Source organism: Caballeronia sp. LZ016 (assembly GCF_031450805.1).
Lineage (GTDB): Bacteria > Pseudomonadota > Gammaproteobacteria > Burkholderiales > Burkholderiaceae > Caballeronia.
Map to the genome: position 1 here is coordinate 917,862 of NZ_JARTVY010000001.1, position 18,226 is coordinate 936,087.

Annotated in this window: 12 protein-coding genes, 1 tRNA gene and 1 pseudogene; 6 read left to right on the forward strand and 8 right to left on the reverse strand. The window is 63.6% G+C overall.

Annotated features, from left to right (window positions below; translation table 11 throughout):
• Positions 1 to 4: 4 nt before the first annotated feature.
• The gene (locus tag P9220_RS04350) at positions 5 to 163 is read right to left on the reverse strand and encodes a hypothetical protein (protein WP_309763751.1); all 159 of its coding nucleotides are present in this window, start codon (positions 161 to 163) and stop codon (positions 5 to 7) included.
• 298 nt (positions 164 to 461) lie between these two features.
• Between P9220_RS04350 and putA the strand changes: the two genes are divergently transcribed.
• Both putA and P9220_RS04360 read left to right on the forward strand, forming a co-directional pair.
• Positions 462 to 4,391, forward strand: coding sequence for a trifunctional transcriptional regulator/proline dehydrogenase/L-glutamate gamma-semialdehyde dehydrogenase (gene putA / locus P9220_RS04355; protein WP_309763753.1), 3,930 nt, complete (start codon positions 462 to 464; stop codon positions 4,389 to 4,391).
• Positions 4,392 to 4,488: 97 nt separating this feature from the next.
• Positions 4,489 to 5,637: a branched-chain amino acid ABC transporter substrate-binding protein gene (locus P9220_RS04360; RefSeq protein WP_309763754.1), complete on the forward strand. Its 1,149-nt coding sequence runs from the start codon at positions 4,489 to 4,491 to the stop codon at positions 5,635 to 5,637.
• A gap of 132 nt (positions 5,638 to 5,769) precedes the next feature.
• Here P9220_RS04360 and P9220_RS04365 read toward each other — a convergent pair whose 3' ends face one another.
• The 3 genes from P9220_RS04365 to P9220_RS04375 form a co-directional block, all read right to left on the reverse strand.
• The gene (locus P9220_RS04365; RefSeq protein WP_309765382.1) at positions 5,770 to 6,291 is read right to left on the reverse strand and encodes a cytochrome b/b6 domain-containing protein; all 522 of its coding nucleotides are present in this window, start codon (positions 6,289 to 6,291) and stop codon (positions 5,770 to 5,772) included.
• A 20-nt stretch (positions 6,292 to 6,311) separates the two neighbouring features.
• Complete coding sequence (locus P9220_RS04370) at positions 6,312 to 6,575, reverse strand: PepSY domain-containing protein (RefSeq protein WP_309763755.1); 264 nt, start codon at positions 6,573 to 6,575, stop codon at positions 6,312 to 6,314.
• A gap of 76 nt (positions 6,576 to 6,651) precedes the next feature.
• Positions 6,652 to 8,343: a thiamine pyrophosphate-binding protein gene (locus P9220_RS04375; protein WP_309763756.1), complete on the reverse strand. Its 1,692-nt coding sequence runs from the start codon at positions 8,341 to 8,343 to the stop codon at positions 6,652 to 6,654.
• Positions 8,344 to 8,593: 250 nt separating this feature from the next.
• Between P9220_RS04375 and flhF the strand changes: the two genes are divergently transcribed.
• The 3 genes from flhF to P9220_RS04390 are packed head-to-tail and all read left to right on the forward strand — an operon-like array spanning position 8,594 to position 11,968.
• A complete protein-coding gene (gene flhF / locus P9220_RS04380; protein WP_309763757.1) occupies positions 8,594 to 10,306 on the forward strand; it encodes a flagellar biosynthesis protein FlhF in 1,713 nt (570 codons plus the stop codon).
• Complete coding sequence (locus tag P9220_RS04385; protein ID WP_309765383.1) at positions 10,299 to 11,216, forward strand: MinD/ParA family protein; 918 nt, start codon at positions 10,299 to 10,301, stop codon at positions 11,214 to 11,216. Before flhF ends, P9220_RS04385 begins: the two co-directional genes overlap by 8 nt.
• Positions 11,217 to 11,236: 20 nt before the next feature.
• Positions 11,237 to 11,968 carry an RNA polymerase sigma factor FliA gene (locus P9220_RS04390; protein ID WP_309763758.1) on the forward strand — a complete coding sequence of 244 codons (732 nt, stop codon included), beginning with the start codon at positions 11,237 to 11,239 and terminating at the stop codon, positions 11,966 to 11,968.
• A 220-nt stretch (positions 11,969 to 12,188) separates the two neighbouring features.
• On the opposite strand, the gene P9220_RS04395 is transcribed toward P9220_RS04390, so the two are convergent.
• The 3 genes and pseudogenes from P9220_RS04395 to P9220_RS04405 all read right to left on the reverse strand — a co-directional run bounded on the left by P9220_RS04395 (position 12,189) and on the right by P9220_RS04405 (position 14,853).
• Entirely contained in the window at positions 12,189 to 14,234 is a 2,046-nt protein-coding gene (locus tag P9220_RS04395; RefSeq protein ID WP_309763759.1) for a DUF262 domain-containing protein, read from the reverse strand.
• 88 nt (positions 14,235 to 14,322) lie between these two features.
• Positions 14,323 to 14,523: pseudogene (locus tag P9220_RS04400) on the reverse strand (type I restriction-modification system subunit M N-terminal domain-containing protein); the annotation flags it as partial.
• A 254-nt stretch (positions 14,524 to 14,777) separates the two neighbouring features.
• Positions 14,778 to 14,853 (reverse strand) — tRNA-Arg (locus P9220_RS04405).
• 285 nt (positions 14,854 to 15,138) lie between these two features.
• On the opposite strand from P9220_RS04405, the gene P9220_RS04410 reads away from it, so the two are divergent.
• Complete coding sequence (locus tag P9220_RS04410) at positions 15,139 to 16,038, forward strand: c-type cytochrome (RefSeq protein WP_309763760.1); 900 nt, start codon at positions 15,139 to 15,141, stop codon at positions 16,036 to 16,038.
• A 53-nt stretch (positions 16,039 to 16,091) separates the two neighbouring features.
• Here P9220_RS04410 and P9220_RS04415 read toward each other — a convergent pair whose 3' ends face one another.
• Positions 16,092 to 18,179 (reverse strand): UvrD-helicase domain-containing protein, encoded by a 2,088-nt coding sequence (locus tag P9220_RS04415; protein WP_309763761.1) that lies wholly within the window; start codon positions 18,177 to 18,179, stop codon positions 16,092 to 16,094.
• Between the last annotated feature and the right edge of the window lie 47 nt (positions 18,180 to 18,226).

An 18,226-nucleotide genomic window follows, 5' to 3' on the forward strand; every position in this document is an offset into this window, starting at 1 on the left:
GCGGTCAGACTTGCTTGACGCGCGACCGGTCGGCGGGCGCGGGCGCAACCTCGTCGCGCGATTCTTCGACGGCATCCGTGCGCGCCGACGCACCGCGCACGAACAACACGACGCAGGCCGCAAATACGATCCAGACGCCGACAATCCACATCCAAGTGCTCATGCTGCTCTTCTCCCCGTAAGCCGTTAGCCGCGCCGTCGGCGGGCCTCGGCCTTTATATCGGCTGCGGGGATGCATTTACTTAGGGCTTTGTCCCAAAAAACTTGAGTTAGGGAAAGTACTAGGCATAATCCGCCATCCGCCAACGACGCGCTGCACCGTGCGGAGCCTTGTCGCTAAAGGGTTTGACGGTGGTGCAACCCTGCGGAAAACGTCGGTTGCACCTTTTATATCAGCGGGGTACGATTCGCCAACTTTTTGGTCTTTCGCCGGGTAGGCACGACCGGCAAACGAAGGAAATATGGCGAGCACAACCCTTGGCGTCAAAGTCGACGATTTGCTGCGGTCCCGGCTGAAAGACGCCGCCACGCGACTGGAACGCACCCCGCACTGGCTCATCAAGCAGGCGATCTTCGCTTATCTCGAACGTATCGAGCACGGCCAGCTTCCGCCGGAACTGTCGGGCGCGAATGGCGCGTCGGATATGACCGACGCCGCGTCTGTCGACACCGACGAAGACGGCGCACCGCATCCGTTCCTCGACTTCGCGCAGAACGTGCAGCCGCAATCGGTGCTGCGCGCTGCGATTACCGCAGCGTATCGGCGGCCGGAGCCGGAGTGCGTGCCGTTTCTCATCGGCCAGGCGCGCTTGCCCGCGACCGTCGCCGCGGATACGGAGAAGCTCGCGACAAAGCTCGTCGAAGCGCTGCGCGCAAAGAGCACCGGCGGCGGCGTCGAAGGGCTGATCCACGAGTTCTCGCTGTCGAGCCAGGAAGGCGTCGCGCTGATGTGCCTCGCCGAAGCGCTGTTGCGCATCCCCGATCGCGCCACGCGCGACGCGCTGATCCGCGACAAGATCAGCAAGGGCGACTGGCGCTCGCATATGGGCCAGGCGCCGTCGCTCTTCGTGAACGCCGCGACGTGGGGCCTGATGATCACCGGCAAGCTCGTCACGACGAACAGCGAAGCGGGTCTATCGTCGGCGCTGACGCGGATGATCGGCAAGGGCGGCGAACCGCTGATCCGCAAGGGCGTCGACATGGCGATGCGCCTGATGGGCGAGCAGTTCGTCACCGGCGAGACGATCTCCGAAGCGCTCGCGAACAGCCGCAAGTTCGAAGCGCGCGGTTTCCGCTACTCGTACGACATGCTCGGCGAAGCCGCGACGACCGAGGAAGACGCACAACGCTACTACGCATCCTACGAGCAGGCGATTCACGCCATCGGCAAGGCGGCGGGCGGGCGCGGCATCTACGAAGGTCCCGGCATCTCCATCAAGCTTTCCGCGCTGCATCCGCGCTATTCGCGCTCGCAACAAGAGCGCACGATGACCGAACTGCTGCCGCGCGTGCGCGCGCTGGCGCAGCTCGCGCGCCGTTATGACATCGGGCTGAATATCGACGCAGAAGAAGCCGACCGTCTCGAGTTGTCGCTGGATCTGCTCGAAGCGCTGTGCTTCGATCCCGAACTCGCGGGCTGGAACGGCATCGGCTTCGTGGTGCAGGGGTATCAGAAGCGTTGCCCGTTCGTGATCGACTATCTGATCGATCTCGCGCGCCGCAGCCGTCATCGTTTGATGATTCGCCTCGTGAAAGGCGCGTACTGGGATACGGAAATCAAGCGCGCGCAAGTAGACGGCCTCGAAGGCTATCCGGTGTACACGCGCAAGATCTACACGGACATTTCGTACCTCGCGTGCGCGAAGAAGCTGCTCGCGGCGCCCGATGCCGTCTATCCGCAATTCGCGACGCACAACGCGTACACGCTGTCGGCCATCTATCACCTGGCGGGCCAGAATTATTACCCCGGCCAGTACGAATTCCAGTGCCTGCACGGCATGGGCGAGCCGCTCTACGAAGAAGTCACCGGCCGCGACAAGCTGAACCGTCCGTGCCGTGTGTATGCGCCGGTCGGCACGCACGAAACGCTGCTCGCTTATCTCGTGCGCCGTCTGCTCGAGAACGGCGCGAACACGTCGTTCGTGAACCGCATCGCGGATGAATCCGTGCCGGTGAAGGATCTCGTGCAGGACCCGATCGAAGAAGCGCAGAAGATCGTTCCGCTCGGCGCGCCGCACGCGAAGATTCCGCTGCCGCGCCAGCTTTACGGCAACGAGCGCCTCAACTCGATGGGCCTCGATCTGTCGAATGAGCATCGGCTGGCGTCGCTGTCGTCGGCGTTGCTCGCGAGCGGCAATCATCCGTGGCAGGCCGCGCCGATGCTCGAAGGCGGTTCGCTCGCCGACGGCGTTGCGCGCGATATCCGCAATCCGGCCGATCACCGCGATGTGGTCGGCACCGTGGTCGAAGCGTCGTCGGAACAGGTGAGCGCCGCGCTCGCGAACGCGATGGCCGCCGCACCGATCTGGCAGGCGACGCCCGTCGACGATCGCGCCGACTGCCTCTCGCGCGCCGCCGATCTGCTCGAAGCGCAAATGCACACGCTGATGGGCCTCATCATCCGCGAGGCCGGCAAGTCGCTGCCGAACGCGATTGCGGAGATACGCGAAGCCGTCGATTTCCTGCGGTATTACGCGTCGCAAATCCGCGCGGAGTTTTCGAACGATACGCATCGTCCGCTGGGTCCGGTGGTCTGCATCAGCCCGTGGAACTTCCCGCTGGCGATTTTCACGGGTCAGGTCGCGGCGGCGCTCGCAGCCGGCAATCCCGTGCTCGCGAAGCCTGCGGAACAGACGCCGCTGATCGCCGCGCAAGCGGTGCGCATCTTGCGCAAAGCCGGCGTGCCGGCGGGCGCCGTGCAACTGCTGCCGGGCGATGGCGAAACCGTGGGCGCGGCGCTCGTCGCCGATGCGCGCACGCGCGCCGTCATGTTCACCGGCTCGACGGAAGTCGCGCGCCTCATCAACAAGACGCTGTCGGAGCGGCTCGATTCGGAAGGCCGCCCGATTCCGCTGATCGCCGAAACCGGTGGCCAGAACGCGATGATCGTCGATTCGTCGGCGCTCGCGGAACAGGTCGTCGCCGACGTGATGCAGTCATCGTTCGATTCCGCCGGTCAACGCTGCTCGGCGCTGCGCGTTCTGTGCCTGCAGGACGATGTCGCCGATCGCACGCTCGAAATGCTCACCGGCGCGATGAAGCAACTCGCGGTGGGCAATCCGGACCGGCTGTCGGTGGATGTCGGCCCGGTCATCGATAAAGACGCGAAGCGCAGCATCGACGCGCACATCGCATCGATGCGCGAGAAGGGCCGCAAGGTCGTGCAACTGCCGCTGCCCGAAGGCTGCGCGCAAGGCACGTTCGTGCCGCCGACGCTGATCGAACTGGAAAGCATCGACGAATTGAAGCGCGAGGTTTTCGGACCGGTGCTGCATGTGGTGCGTTATCGCCGCGCGTCTCTTGATAAACTGCTCGACCAAATTCGTACGACGGGTTACGGCCTGACGCTCGGCATCCATACGCGCATCGACGAAACCATCGCGCATGTCATCTCGCGCGCGCACGTGGGCAACATCTACGTGAACCGCAACGTGATCGGCGCGGTGGTCGGCGTGCAGCCGTTCGGCGGCGAAGGTCTCTCGGGTACGGGTCCGAAAGCGGGCGGTGCGCTGTATCTGCAGCGCCTGCTGGCGAAGCGTCCGACCGGCTTGCCGAAGTCGCTGGCGAGCACGCTCGTCGTCGATGAAATCGCATCCGGCGACACGCCCGCCGCTGCGCTGACCGCACTGCGCGACTGGGCGATCGGCGAGCGCGATCCGCAGACGGCCGCACGCTGTGACGGCTATCTGCAGCATGTGCTGGCGGGCGCGACGGCGGTGCTGGCCGGCCCGACCGGCGAGCGCAATACGTACACGTTGAGCGCGCGGGGCACGGTGCTGTGCGTGGCATCGACGGAAAGCGGCGCGCGCGCGCAGTTTGCCGCCGCGCTGGCGACGGGCAACAAGGCGCTTTTCGCGGGGTCGGCGGGCGAGCAGCTGGTGGCGTCGTTGCCGGCGTCGCTGAAGGCCCATGCGGCGGTGAGCAAGGATTCCGCAGCGGGCTTCGACGCCGTGTTGTTCGAAGGTGATAGCGATGAACTGCTGTCGCTCGTGAAGGAAATCGCCAAGCGTCCGGGACCGATCGTATCGGTGCAGGGCGTGGCGGCGGGCACCTTCGCCGACGCTGGCCACGACGGCGAAGACTATGCGCTCGAACGTCTGTTGACGGAACGCTCGGTGAGCGTGAACACGGCGGCGGCGGGCGGCAATGCGAATTTGATGACGATCGGTTGAGACGTTCGCGGCGCTCGGTTCAACAAATTCAAACAAACGGCAGCCGGCACGGCGATCCCGGCACAAGCTGCCATCCACACTGGTACTAGGAGAAGCTATGAAGTACACGATGAACAAGCTGGCAGCAGCCCTGACGCTCGCTGGCCTGTCGCTGGCGGGGACCGCGGTTGCACAGCAAGTCGAGGATGTGAAGGTCGGTTTCGCGGGTCCGATGACCGGCGCGCAAGCGCACTACGGCAAGGACTTCCAGAACGGCATCACGCTGGCCGTCGAAGAGTTCAACGCGACGAAGCCGGTGATCGGCGGCAAGCCGGTTCGCATCGTGCTGGATTCGGCGGACGATCAGGCCGACCCGCGCACGGGTACGACTGTCGCGCAGAAGCTGGTCGACGACGGCATCAAGGGCATGCTCGGCCACTTCAACTCGGGCACGACGATTCCGGCTTCGCGCATCTACGCGAACGCGGGCATTCCGCAGATCGCGATGGCGACCGCGCCGGAATACACGACGCAGGGCTTCAAGACCACGTTCCGCATGATGACGTCCGACACGCAGCAGGGTTCGGTCGCGGGCGAGTTCGCGGTGAAGAACCTGAAGGTCAAGAAGATCGCTATCGTCGATGACCGCACGGCTTACGGCCAGGGCCTCGCCGACCAGTTCGAGAAGGCGGCGAAGGCGGCGGGCGGCACGATCGTCGATCGCGAGTTCACGAACGACAAGGCCGTCGACTTCAAGGCGATTCTGACCAAGATCAAGGCGGCGAACCCGGACCTCGTCTATTACGGCGGCGCCGATTCGCAAGCCGGCCCGATGGCCAAGCAGATGAAGACGCTGGGCTTCCGCGCGCCGCTGATGGCGGGCGAAATGGTGAAGACGGACACGTTCCTGAAGATCGCGGGCGATGCGGCCGACGGCACGGTGGCTTCGCTGGCTGGTTTGCCGATGAACGAAATGCCGGGTGGCGCGGCATACGAAGCGAAGTACAAGAAGCGCTTCAACGAAGAAGTGCAGACATACTCGCCGTACGCCTATGATGGCGCGATGGCCATGTTCAGCGCGATGAAGGCGGCCAACTCGACGGACCCGGCCAAGTATCTGCCGCTGCTTGCGAAGACCGACATGCAGGGCGTGACGGCGAAGCATCTGTCGTATGACGCGAAGGGCGATCTGAAGAACGGCGGGATTACGCTGTACAAGGTCGTCGGCGGCAAGTGGACGACGCTGCAGAGCGTGGGCGGGAAGTAAGGCTTAGGCGTTCAGCCTGCTTGAAACGGCTCGGTTCGCGATTGGCGGCCGGGCCGTTTTGCATTTAGTTTGCCGCTCGAATCTTGCTGGCGAACGGTCCTTTCGATAGCCGAGGCCCATCGGAAGCTGCACCTATTCCACCGGCTTATCGACCCGCTTATACCCCGTCACCATCGCACGAATAAGCTCCTCGCGTGTCCAGACGGTCATCAGCACGGCAGCGGCGATATGCACGCAGGCGAAGATTTCGATGACGAGCGAAAGCCAGGTATGAATCTCCTGCGGCCAGTCTTCGCCCCAGAAAACATCCAGCCGCATGAGCCATCCCGACAGGCCGAGCGCGAGGATCAGGAACCACAGAAAAAGCGCCATCAACCCGCCGAGCGGATTATGCGATCGATGATGAACCGGCCGGCCCGCCGCGAGCGAGCGCAGATATTCACGCAGACGCGCGCGCGTCGGCCACCACGCCGAGAAACGCGCATTCGCCGAGCCGATGAAACCCCACACGATGCGCGCGACAACCAGCCCCGCCGCGATGTACCCCAGCAGCCGATGCGCGGCATCGGTCGGCCCGAACAGATTCCACACGACGATGCCCGCCACCGTCCAGTGCGTGAGCCGGACCCAGATGTCCCAAACCTTTACGCGCATCGACATGGAAGACAGCTCGCTCAGTCGACTTCGGACTTCACGACATCGAGCGTTTTCGTGTCGTAATAAATTTCGACTTTCTTGCCGTCCTTGTCGTGACCGTAGATCTCGTAGCAGTTGCCGTCGACCTTGAACTTGCGGATCTTGTAGCCCTGCGACTCGATCCTGGCCTTGGCGTCCGACTCCTTCATCCACTCGCCCTTCGGATGCGCCGTGCAATCGGCTTTCGCCAACGCCGCGCCAGAGAAGCCCAGCGCCAATGCAACCGCAAGAATCTTAAGCATCGCTAACTCCCAGTGTTTGGAGCGGATTACTCTACTGCCACCGGGAGTTAATCGCAAGCAAATCGAAAGCTGACGATCAACGCTTGCCTTGCTGACGAATCTGTTCGAGCGTCGCGCCCGGCGTGCTCTGGTCTTGCGGAATGCGGATTTCGATGACCGCAGGCAGTCCTGATTCCACGGCGCGATCGAACGCGGGCATGAACTGGTCCGTCGTCTCGACGCGTTCGCCGTGCGCGCCGAACGCCCGCGCATACGCGACGAAATCCGGATTGGTCAGCCCCGTCCCGTGCACGCGATGCGGATAGTGCCGCTCCTGATGCATCCGGATCGTGCCGTATTGCGCGTTATTCACGACGACGAAAATCACGGCCAGCCGATACTGCATCGCCGTCGCGATTTCGTGGCTCGCCATCATGAAGCAGCCGTCGCCGGCGAACGCGATTACCGTGCGGTCCGGATACAGCGACTTCGCCGCGATGGCCGCCGGCACGCCGTAGCCCATCGCGCCGCTCGTCGGTGCGACCTGCGAGCGGAAATGCCGATACGAATAATGCCGATGCAGCCACGTCGCATAATTTCCCGCGCCGTTCGTGAGAATGGCATCGGCGGGGAGGCGTTCGGCGAGCGCGCGCATGATTTCGCCGAGCTGGACATCGCCGATCATCGGCCTGGGCTTGCGCCATTCCAGATACGCGGCATGTGCCGCTTCAGCCGATCCCGCCCACGCGATCCCGGCAGGCGGCTCGAGCGCCGCGAGCATCGACGCAATCTCCGGCATGCCCGATACAACGGCCAGGTCCGCGCTATACACGCGCCCCAGTTCCTCCGCGCCCTGATGCACGTGAATGAGCGTCTGCTTCGTCTTCGGGATATCGAGCAGCGTGTAGCCGCCCGTCGTCGATTCGCCCATGCGCGGACCCAGCACGAAGAGCACATCGGCTTCGCGCACGCGGGCAGCGAGCGCCGGATTGATGCCGAGGCCCACATCGCCCGCATAGTTCGGATGCTCGTTGTTGAGCGTGTCCTGAAAGCGGAAGGCGCAGCCGGCCGGCAACTGCCATCGCTCGATGAAGCGCGCGAAGTCTTGCGTCGCGCCTTCCGTCCAGCCGCTGCCGCCCGCGATCACGAACGGCTTCTCGGCATTGGCGAGCATGTCGCGCAGCCGCTCCATCTGCGCCGGCGAAGGCGATGCCGCCACACGCTGATAACGCGGCGCAGCGGGTACGGCATCGCACGCTTCGGTCAGCATGTCCTCGGGCAGCGCGAGCACGACCGGCCCCGGACGCCCCGCCGTCGCGACGTGAAACGCATGACTCATGTATTCGGGAACGCGGCGCGGATCGTCGATCTGCGCGACCCATTTCGCCATCTGCCCGAACATGCGCCGATAGTCGATTTCCTGAAACGCCTCGCGATCCATGTGGTCGCGCGCGCATTGGCCGATGAGCAGGATCATCGGCGTGGAATCCTGATACGCGGTGTGCACGCCGATGGAGGCGTGCGTGGCTCCCGGCCCGCGCGTCACGATGGCGACGCCCGGCCGGCCGGTCAGCTTGCCGACCGCTTCGGCCATGTTCGCCGCGCCCGCCTCGTGGCGGCACACGATGGTCTGAATCTGGTCCGTTTCGTCGTGCAGCGAATCCAGCACGGCGAGGAAGCTCTCGCCGGGCACGCAGAACACGCGCTCGACGCCGTGATGCACGAGCGCATCGACGACGAGCCGCGCGCCGGTGGTTTGAGTGGAAGCGGGGGAAACATCGGACGCCATGCGTAAAAGTCTCCTGTCTGTTCTGGTTGGCGGATGCGCGCCCTCTAGCTTACGCCGTGGACGGCGCAGCAAGCCGATTCTTTACCCCCGATCCGTCCATCAGCCGAAATACCCCTTTTTCACACCCTTTATCCAGCGATAGGCGAAGCGGCTTCTTCGCAATAATGGCTTCACTGAAAAGCGGGCACGTCGAAACATCCGGCGACGCCCGCCTCGCAAAGATCGCAGTCATTCCTCATCGGGGGCAAGTTTGAACATTCGTAAATTCATTGGCGCGAACAGCCGCGACGCACTGCGACAGGTTCGCGAAGCGCTCGGCCCCGATGCAGTCGTGTTGTCGAACCGTACGCTGGACGATGGTTCCGTCGAGATCGTCAGTGTCGCGGATAGCGATATCGCGTCGATCTCGCCGGATGCGCAAGACCTGGCCGTGCCCGCGACGTTCGCGAGCGCCACGCCGCGCGCCGCGCTGGCGCAGGCAGCCGCCGCCAGGCAGGCCGCACCGAATCCGTATGCAAGCGGCGACGTGTTCTCGTCCGTTTTCGGCGCGAACACCGACGCGGACGATGAAGCAGCATCTTCCGCCGACGAAGCGTCCCGCACGATGGCCGATTCCAACCCGTGGCTGATCCAGCATGCGCGACGCATCGCCGAACAAGCGGCGACGCCGTCGAATCGTCCGTTGACGGCATCGTCGGCGATTGCGCGCGGCCTGGGCGTGCCGGTGCCGCCGAAAGCGCAAGGCGTCGACAAGACCGAGACGGCGAATCACGCGTTGCGCCAGCTGGCGCAGCCGAAGATCGACACCCCCGACTGGGCCCGCGAAGCCGCGCAGGTCGCCGCACGCCGCGCCGCGCAAAAGATCAACGCGAGCGCGCCGCAAGCGGAAGCATCGCCGGCATCGACCGAGGGTGCGTTCGATGGCTTGCCCGCGAACGCGGCGGCCGTCGTCACCGAGGCGATCCGCGCCCGCATGGAAGAGGTCGTCAACGAAACGGTGATGAACGAACTGTCGTCGATGCGCTCGATGATGGAAGAACACTTCTCCGGCCTGCTGTGGGGCGATCGCCAGCGCCGCACGCCGAGCAACGCCGTGCTGACCAAGCGCCTGTTCGCCGCCGGATTTTCCGCGCAGCTCGTACGCATGGTCATCGACAACATGCCGGAGATGGAAAGCGCCGAGCACGCGATGGAATGGGTGCAGCAGGTGCTCGAATCGAATCTGCCGGTGATGGCGAGCGAAGACGCGCTGATGGAACGTGGCGGCGTGTTCGCGCTGATGGGCCCGACGGGCGTCGGCAAGACGACGACCACCGCGAAGCTTGCCGCGCGCTGCGTGATGCGCTTCGGCGCAAGCAAGGTCGCGCTGCTGACCACGGACAGCTACCGGATCGGCGCGCACGAGCAACTGCGCATTTTCGGCAAGATTCTCGGCGTCTCGGTGCATGCGGTGAAGGACGCAGCCGACCTGCAACTGGCGCTGTCGGAGTTGCGCAACAAGCACATCGTGCTGATCGACACCATCGGCATGAGCCAGCGCGATCGCACCGTCTCCGACCAGATTTCGATGCTGTGCGGCGCGGGTCATCCGGTGCAGCGCCTGTTGCTGCTCAACGCGACGAGCCACGGCGACACGCTGAACGAAGTCGTGCAGGCGTACAAGAGCGCGGCCGATCAGCCGCCGCTCGCGGGCTGCATCCTGACCAAGCTCGATGAAGCGACGAACCTGGGCGGCGTGCTCGACACGGTTATCCGCTACAAGCTGCCGGTGCATTACGTATCGACCGGACAGAAGGTGCCGGAAAACCTGTACGTGGCGACCAAGCGTTTTCTGATCAAGAGCGCGTTCTGCATTCCGCGCGACGGTTCGCCGTTCGTGCCGCAGGACGAGGAAGTGCCGGCGCTGCTTTCCGCATTGTCCGCGCGTGCCGCGGCCGAACTCCATGAGGTCCGCTTTGGATAAGCTCGTGCTCGACCAGGCTGAAGGCCTGAGACGGTTGCTGACGCGTGCAGGCTCGCGCGTGGTGGCGGTCGCGGGCGGACCGGCGGGCATCGGCTGCACGTCGGCGGTGGTGAATCTCGGTGCGGCGCTCGCCGTGCATGGCAAGGATGTGCTCGTCATCGACGAGCGGCAGAACGGAACATCGGTGAGCCGCATGGCTGGGCTTTGCGGATCGCAGGCGATGAGCGCGGTGATGTCCGGCCGCCACGCGCTGCAGGACGTCGTCACGCGCTCGCCGCTCGGCTTTTCGCTGATCGCCGCGCCTCGCGAGGAGCGCGTGAGCCACGACGCCGCGCAATGCCGCGCGCTGCTCGACGGATCGGCGGACATCGTGCTGATCGATACGCAACTGGATCGGCATGGCGCGTTGTCGTCGCTCGCGGCGCAGGCGCATGACTTTCTGATCGTCACGCGTGCGGCTGCGCCGGCGATCACCGAGGCGTATGCGTGCATGAAGCGTCTGCACTACGCGCATGCGATCGGCCAGTTCCGTGTGCTGATCAATCACGTGCAGAACCCGGCCGATGCAGCGGTCGCGTTCGAGAACCTGTCGGGCGTCGCGAGCCGGTATCTGGCTGTGTCGCTCGTGCATGCGGGATATGTGTCCGAGGATGCGCGCATTACTCGGGCGAGGGAGCTGTCGCGTTCGGTGGTGGAGGCGTTTCCGGCAACGGCTGCGGCGCGCGACTATCGCCAGATTGCGGCGGAGCTTCTTCACTGGCCGATGCGTCCCGCGCTTCTTGCGGGCGATGCGGAAATTCGAAACGAAGTGCAGTTTTTGGTTGGCGAGTCTGACAAGGGCGGGCGGGAAGTGGCGCGAAGGGCGCCGATGTTTCCCGGCCATGCATTGAGCAGCACGGCGTCGATGTGATCAAGACAAAGGTGACCCAGATGTACAACGCCCAAGGCAAACTCTCGCAGTCCGACGTGTTGACGCGCTACGCGCCGCTCGTTCGCCGGCTGGGACTGCAGCTCGTCGCCAAGATGCCGGCGAGCGTGGATCTCGACGATCTGATCCAGGCCGGCATGATCGGCCTGATGGATGCGGCGAGCCGTTACAAGGAAGATCAGGGTGCGCAGTTCGAGACGTATGCGAGCCAGCGCATCCGCGGCGCGATGCTCGACGAGTTGCGCGCGAACGACTGGTTGCCGCGCAGCATGCGCAAGACATCGCGCGAGGTGGAATCGGCGGTGCACAAGGTCGAGCAGAGTCTCGGACGTTCGGCGAGCGAGGTGGAGATCGCCGAGCACATGAAGCTGCCGCTCGACGAATACCAATCGATGCTGCAGGACTTGCACGGCAGCCAGTTGATCTATTACGAAGACTTCGATCGTTCGGCGGATGACGAGCCGTTTCTGGACCGGTATTGCGTGGATCGGTCGGACCCGCTGTCGGCGCTGCTCGATGAGAGCTTGCGCGGGGCGCTGATCGAGGCGATCGATCGGTTGCCGGAGCGCGAGAAGCTCTTGATGAGTCTGTATTACGAGCGCGGGTTGAATCTGCGCGAGATCGGCGCGGTGATGGAAGTCAGCGAGTCGCGCGTTTGCCAGCTGCATAGCCAGGCGGTGGCGAGGCTGCGGGCGAAGTTGCGGGAGCAGGAGTGGACGGGGGTGGAGGCTTGAGGGGGTAGATCCCGCAGCGGCCATCAGCTTCTGCAACGCCTAAGAGATTGAACGTCTGAAGAGCCGCGCGCCTTCAGATTGTCGTGAAGCTAAGCGGATTCGATGCATCGGTTGCCGGTCCGCTTCTTCCGGTCTCCGAAGTGGCATAACCCAGACCTCCAGTCGCCACCGCTTCGCAGATTCGTTTCTTGGTTCACGCGTTCGGGATGAAGGCGCTGCGTCATAAGGCGGCTTCCTGCAAACGCTCAGGAGCCCAGACATGTTCGATCAATGCGACTACCAATTCGCGCCGGGTCCGCTGTTCCTCCTTCGTGAAAGTGTCGAAGGCCCTGAATGGCAGTTGATGTTCTGCAGCAAACTGCTGGAACTTCGGTTGGTGCTGGTAAGCGCTCGCGTCCAAGCTTGCCGCGTAGAAGTTCTGCTTGGCGTAGTGCGGGCGCTTGTCGGCGAATGACTTGTCTTGCAGACTACGGTTCACGTCGGCAGGCAGCAAAAGGAGGGAAGCCACGTGGTTCCGCCACTCTTGGAACTCCTGCTCGTCTGCGAAGTGCTCGGCCACAGCCTCATAGTCGTCGGCCCAAATGTGCTCGATGTCGAACGGATTCTTGACATCCCGCCTGACTAGTTTGTCGAAGGACTCGGTGCGGCCCGCGCCGGCCTCGGTCGCGGCCGTCAGGCGCGCCAACAGGTGAGCGATATAGCGACGGCTGAATTGATTAAGTCCTAGACCATCAATGCCCGTTCGGCCTCTGGCGACGCTGCCCTCAAACGTTACGTCGTCTTCTTCCAGCTTTTTAGTCAGCGCCTCTACCAACTCCGACAAAGGTTTGCGACGAATATCGCGGCATAGCAGCCACATGGCATACGACACACTTGAGTATCCGACGCGGATGTAGTTCACCACACGGCGCATCAGCCAGATGTCAAGGTAGGTGGCCGTCACGGCTAGCTTCCGACGCACGGTGTCGTCGTCGTCCGTTTCGATGAGCGGCGCCAGCAGCACCGTGCCCTGCCACGTGAAATCGTTGTGAGCGTTGTAGTAGATGGGCTCCAGACCGGGCGTGTAGTGTCGGCTGGCGGCGAGAACGCGCCGGTAGGCTCTAGCGAAGAACGGGAAGCTCTGGGCCATCAGATGCTGATTGGCTTGTGCCTTGCCCAGGCCGAGTTGCACGCTGTGATCGCGCACCCAGCGGTGAAAGACTGATCCGATGAGTTCCCAGTCCTTGTCCACGGCGCCTGCCTTGCGTTCGCGCGTGGAGTCGGCGTATTGCGCGCGTAGCCAAGCCTTGATGCAATTGGCGTCGCGCTCGGGCTCGTGGCTACCGCCCCACGAGATTAGCTCTAGAACCTCGTGCTTCCAAGTCTGGTTAGCCTGCATGCGGGCTTGCGGGTCTTCGATCGGGGCCAGCAAGTAGGCCTTGAGCATGTCCACCGGGCTGAGCGGTTTGCCGCGATCATTCATGGTTTCGAAGATCGCGTACGCGTAGTTGTCGTTGTCAGTGGCGATCTCGATCAAGCCCACCCGCGTGAGGAGCCAGTAGATGAAGTGTGGCAGCGCGTCGCCAAGATCGACCAGCAGGTCGTTGGCCTCGATGTCGCTGTAACGGGCGTACATCGTTTGAATGGACTCATCTTTGCCATCAGGGCTGTAGTCGTAGCCCTGGAACAGCGCCTGGATAACTGGAAGGCGCTCGGGGATGTCGAGGTTGAACTTGGGCTCGCCCAAGTTGTCGCTGAAGATCAGGGGCGCCATGGTCTTCGACACCGGCAACTCCCGTGCTTCCGCCGCGCGGTATAGGCAGATGAGCAGCAGCGTAAGCGAAGTCACCCGCTGCTGGCCATCGATCAGATAATTTTTGCCGTTGCGCTTGCTGACGATGATGGAGCCGAGAAAGTATTCACCGTAGCTGCTCACTGCCGGAGTCTCGTCCCCTGCCTGGTACTGAGAGAAGAACTTGGCTTGTAGGTCTGATAGCAGTTCGTCGATATTCTCCTTTTCCCACTTGTACTCGCGCTGATACTCGTCGATGGAGAAGGACTGACTTTGCAGCAATTGCTGCACGCTACGGTAATGCGGTGTGATGGCGCTCATGGCGTGTCCCTCACGCGTCTTGGTTTTGGGTTTCAGCTTGTCGCCGGCCACTTCGACTTGGTCGGCAGTCGGTAGCAGCAGGGTTCTGCCGGTTACCAGCTCTTGCATCATGCCCTGCTCGAAGGCGCGCATTTTGGCGGGTCGTTCTTCTAGGGCGGGAAGGTCGACCTGCATGTCGGACAGGACCTTGCTTCGCGTCAATCAACGGCTGAATGAGGTGGGCATTGATTTTGTCGCCGATATCGGTCTTGCCCTTCAGCGCGATCATGTCCTTGAACCTGGCCCCGTTTGGGATAAGCATCGGCGGCGCGAGATTGTCGCTACCGGCGTATTTGTCCCTGATGCACTTGATGAACAGCATGGACAGGGAGTAGTCCTTGTACTGGCTGGCATCCATGCCGCCACGCAGTTCATCGCAAGAGGCCCAGACGAAGGAGTAGAGGTCTGATTTCTTGATGGCCATGAAGCGGTCAGGCTCGTGTGGTGAGTCGTCGCAGAGGCCGAAATGTTACCCTTCCGGCAGGCGGACATTGCAAAAAGTCATCGCGCGTTGTGGCGAAGTCGTTTCGCGCGATGGGCGCTCCCGATACACAGCAGCAACGGCGTGGGCACTTCAGTAATCCCCAGGTCACCGCCTGAAAGGCGAAGACCGCTTTCCGGCACGAAACCGATACCTGAAGAATAGAAAGGGTGGACTCTTGCTAGGCAAATTATCGTTGGCGCGCCCGGCTGGGATCGAACCAGCAACCCCTGCCTTCGGAGGGCAGTACTCTATCCATTGAGCTACGGGCGCATCTGCTGAGAATCTTGCTTGCGGGGTGCCGGAAGGCGACAGCAAGACCCATGCGAATCCGAGAGGATACCTGTTTTCCGTGCATCCGTCCATGTCAGGGCGTTTCAGCGCCACATCGGGCTTCGATGAACTGCGGGTAAACGCCCGCCACGCGCTCCATCGCCCCGACGCCTTCCGTTAAACGTTCCGTCTATAATCGACCGTGCCCCTGGCGACGCCAGGGCGAAGCGGTAGCCGTCACGCTGTCTGAACCGACTCAATCAAAAAACGGGAGACGAGACAAGCATGAGCGAAGCACCCCACGGAGCCCCGATCAGGACACCCGGCCAACTCATCGCGGCAGTCATCGCGGGGTTCGGCATCCCGGTCGCCATCATCATCCTGCTCGCCGTCTACGTCGATACCTCGACGCGCACCGGCGCGGGCACCGACATCGACGCCTCCGTGCAAGAGCGCATCGCGCCCGCCGCGAAAGTCGATATCCGCGATGCCAACGCCCCCCGCGTCTACAAAACCGGCGAAGAAGTGTTCAAGGCCGTCTGCTCCGCATGCCATGCGACAGGCACCGCTGGCGCACCCAAGCTCGGCGATGCCGGTGCATGGGCTCCGCGTATCGGCGAAGGCTACGACACGCTGCTGCACAACGCGCTCAACGGCAAAGGTGCGATGCCCCCGCGCGGCGGCGCCAGTCCCGACGACTACAGCGACTTCGAGATCGCGCGCGCCGTCGTCTACATGGCGAACAACGCCGGCGCAAAGTTCGCGGAACCGGCGCAACCCGCACCGGGCGCGGCGGCGGGTGCATCGGCTGCCGCATCCGCTTCGGCGCCGGCCGCCGCTTCCGGCGCGACCGACAACGCCCAGGCCGCAGCCGCCCTCGCTGCGCTGGCCTCAGTGCCGCAGACCGCATCGGCGCCGGCTGCTGGCGCCCAAAGCGCCGATGCCGCGCAAGCCGGCAAGGCGCTCTACGAACAGGTGTGTCAGGCGTGTCACGCGGCAGGCGTACTGAACGCGCCGAAGTTCGGCGACAAGGCGGCCTGGGCGCCGCGCCTCAAAGAGCCGATGGAAACCGTCTACAACTACGCGCTTCACGGCAAGGGCGCGATGCCGCCGAAAGGCGGATCGAATGCATCGGACGCGGATGTGAAAGCCGCCGTCGATTACATGGTGAACGCGTCGAAGTAAGGCCGCGGCGATAACAAACCCTGCGCACGCCCCAGGCGTCGCAGGGTTTGCCGTCAGTTCTTTTGCAACATCGCCTTCAGCATCGCCATCCGGTCCTTCGGCGACAACGGCGCTTCTTCCGCCGTCGGCGGCGGCGCGTCGTCGAGCAGCATCTCCGGGATAAAGCGCGACGGCTCGCACACCACCGTCTCCCGCGCGCGCTTGCGTTTCTTGCACCAGTTCAGATGCAGGCTGCGCTGCGCCCGCGTGATCGCCACATACATCAGCCGGCGCTCTTCCTCGATGCGGGCATCGTCGATCGGACCGTCATCGTCCGAACTCCCGCGATGCGGCATGATGCCTTCCTCGACGCCCACTAGAAACACGTGCGGATACTCGAGCCCCTTCGACGCATGGACGGTCGAGAGCCGCACCGCGTCCGGGTCCTCGTCCTTGCCTTCCAGCATCGACATCAGCGCGACGGTCTGGATCAGCCCGAGCAGGTTCTTGCCGTCGTCGGCGAGGCCATCGGCGGTGTCGTAGCCGGTCTGTTCGGCTTCCGGCGACAACTCCGGCTTCGTGCCCTTGCGCTTCAGCCATTCGCAAAATTCGAGGACGTTCTGCCACTTGGACTGAGCCTGCCGCTCGTCGAAGGCATCGTACAGGTAGGCTTCGTAGTGGATGGCTTCCATCATGTCGTCGAGCACGGTGCTTGCCGGATCACGCGCGGCGCGGTCCGACAGCCGGCGTATCCACTCGCAGAACGTGCGCAGCGGTTCGACTTGCCGCGCTGACAGCCGCGCCTCGATGCCGCCCATGAACACCGCCTCGAACAGCGACACCTTCGCCGCGCCCGCGAACGCGCCGAGCGCTTCGAGCGTCGTGTTGCCGACGCCGCGCCGGGGCGTCGTGATCGCGCGGATGAACGCGGGATCGTCGTCCGGATTCGCGATCAGCCGCAAATACGCAATGATGTCCTTGATCTCCGCGCGATCGAAAAACGACTGCCCGCCCGACAGCACATACGGAATGCGCTCGCGACGCAGCACCTGCTCGAAGATGCGCGCCTGAAAATTTCCGCGATACAGAATGGCGTAATCGCGGAACGCCGCGCGCCGCTCGAACTTGTGCGCCGAAAGCCGGAAGACCACGGATTCCGCTTCGTGCTCTTCGTCGTTGCATCCGGTGACGGTGATGGTGTCGCCCATGCCGTGCTCCGACCACAGCTTTTTCTCGAAGAGCTTCGGATTGTTGGCGATGACGTTGTTCGCCGCCGTCAGAATCCGCACCGTCGACCGATAGTTCTGCTCCAGCTTGATGACGTGCAGCTTCGGGAAGTCCTTGCTCAGCTGCGCGAGGTTCTCGAGCGTGGCGCCGCGCCAGCCGTAGATGGCCTGATCGTCGTCGCCCACGGCGGTGAACGCCGCGCGCGGACCGGCCAGCAGCTTCAGCAATTCGTACTGGCAGGCGTTGGTGTCCTGATACTCGTCGATCAGCAGGTAGCGCAGGCGGTTCTGCCACTTCTCGCGCACCTGCTCGTTCTCCGCGAAGAGTTGCGCGGGGCGCAGGATCAGATCGTCGAAGTCGAGCGCCTGATACGCATGAAGCGTCGCGGCATAGCTGCGATAGACGATCGCCGCCTGATGCTCGTCCTCGTTGCTCGCGAGGACGGCGGCCTGATCGGGCGAGACCATCGCGTTCTTCCACAGCGAAATGATCGACTGCACCTTGCGGATGAGGCCCTTGTCCGTCGTGCCGAGCTGTTCCTGGACCATGCCGAAGCAGTCGTCGGAATCCATGATCGAGAACTGCGGCTTTAGCCCGACGTGCTCCGCTTCCTGGCGCATGATCTGGACGCCGAGCGAATGGAACGTGCAGATGGTCAACTGATTGACCGGCACCTTGCGGCCTTCCTTGCCGGGCGTCGTCAGTGTCTTGCCTTCGAGGAGCTTGGCGGTCCGCTCGCGCATTTCGAGCGCGGCCTTGTTCGTGAAGGTGAGCGCGGCGATGTGCTTCGGCTCGAAGCCGCGTCCTTCGATCAGGTGCGCGATCTTCTGCGTGATCACGCGCGTCTTGCCGCTGCCCGCGCCCGCGAGCACGAGACAGGGACCATCGAGATAGCGCACCGCTTCGCTTTGCGCGGCGTTGAGACCTGCGGACATCGTTCTGGACTTTGGAGAGTGAGGCGCGCGGCAACCGGTAAAAAACA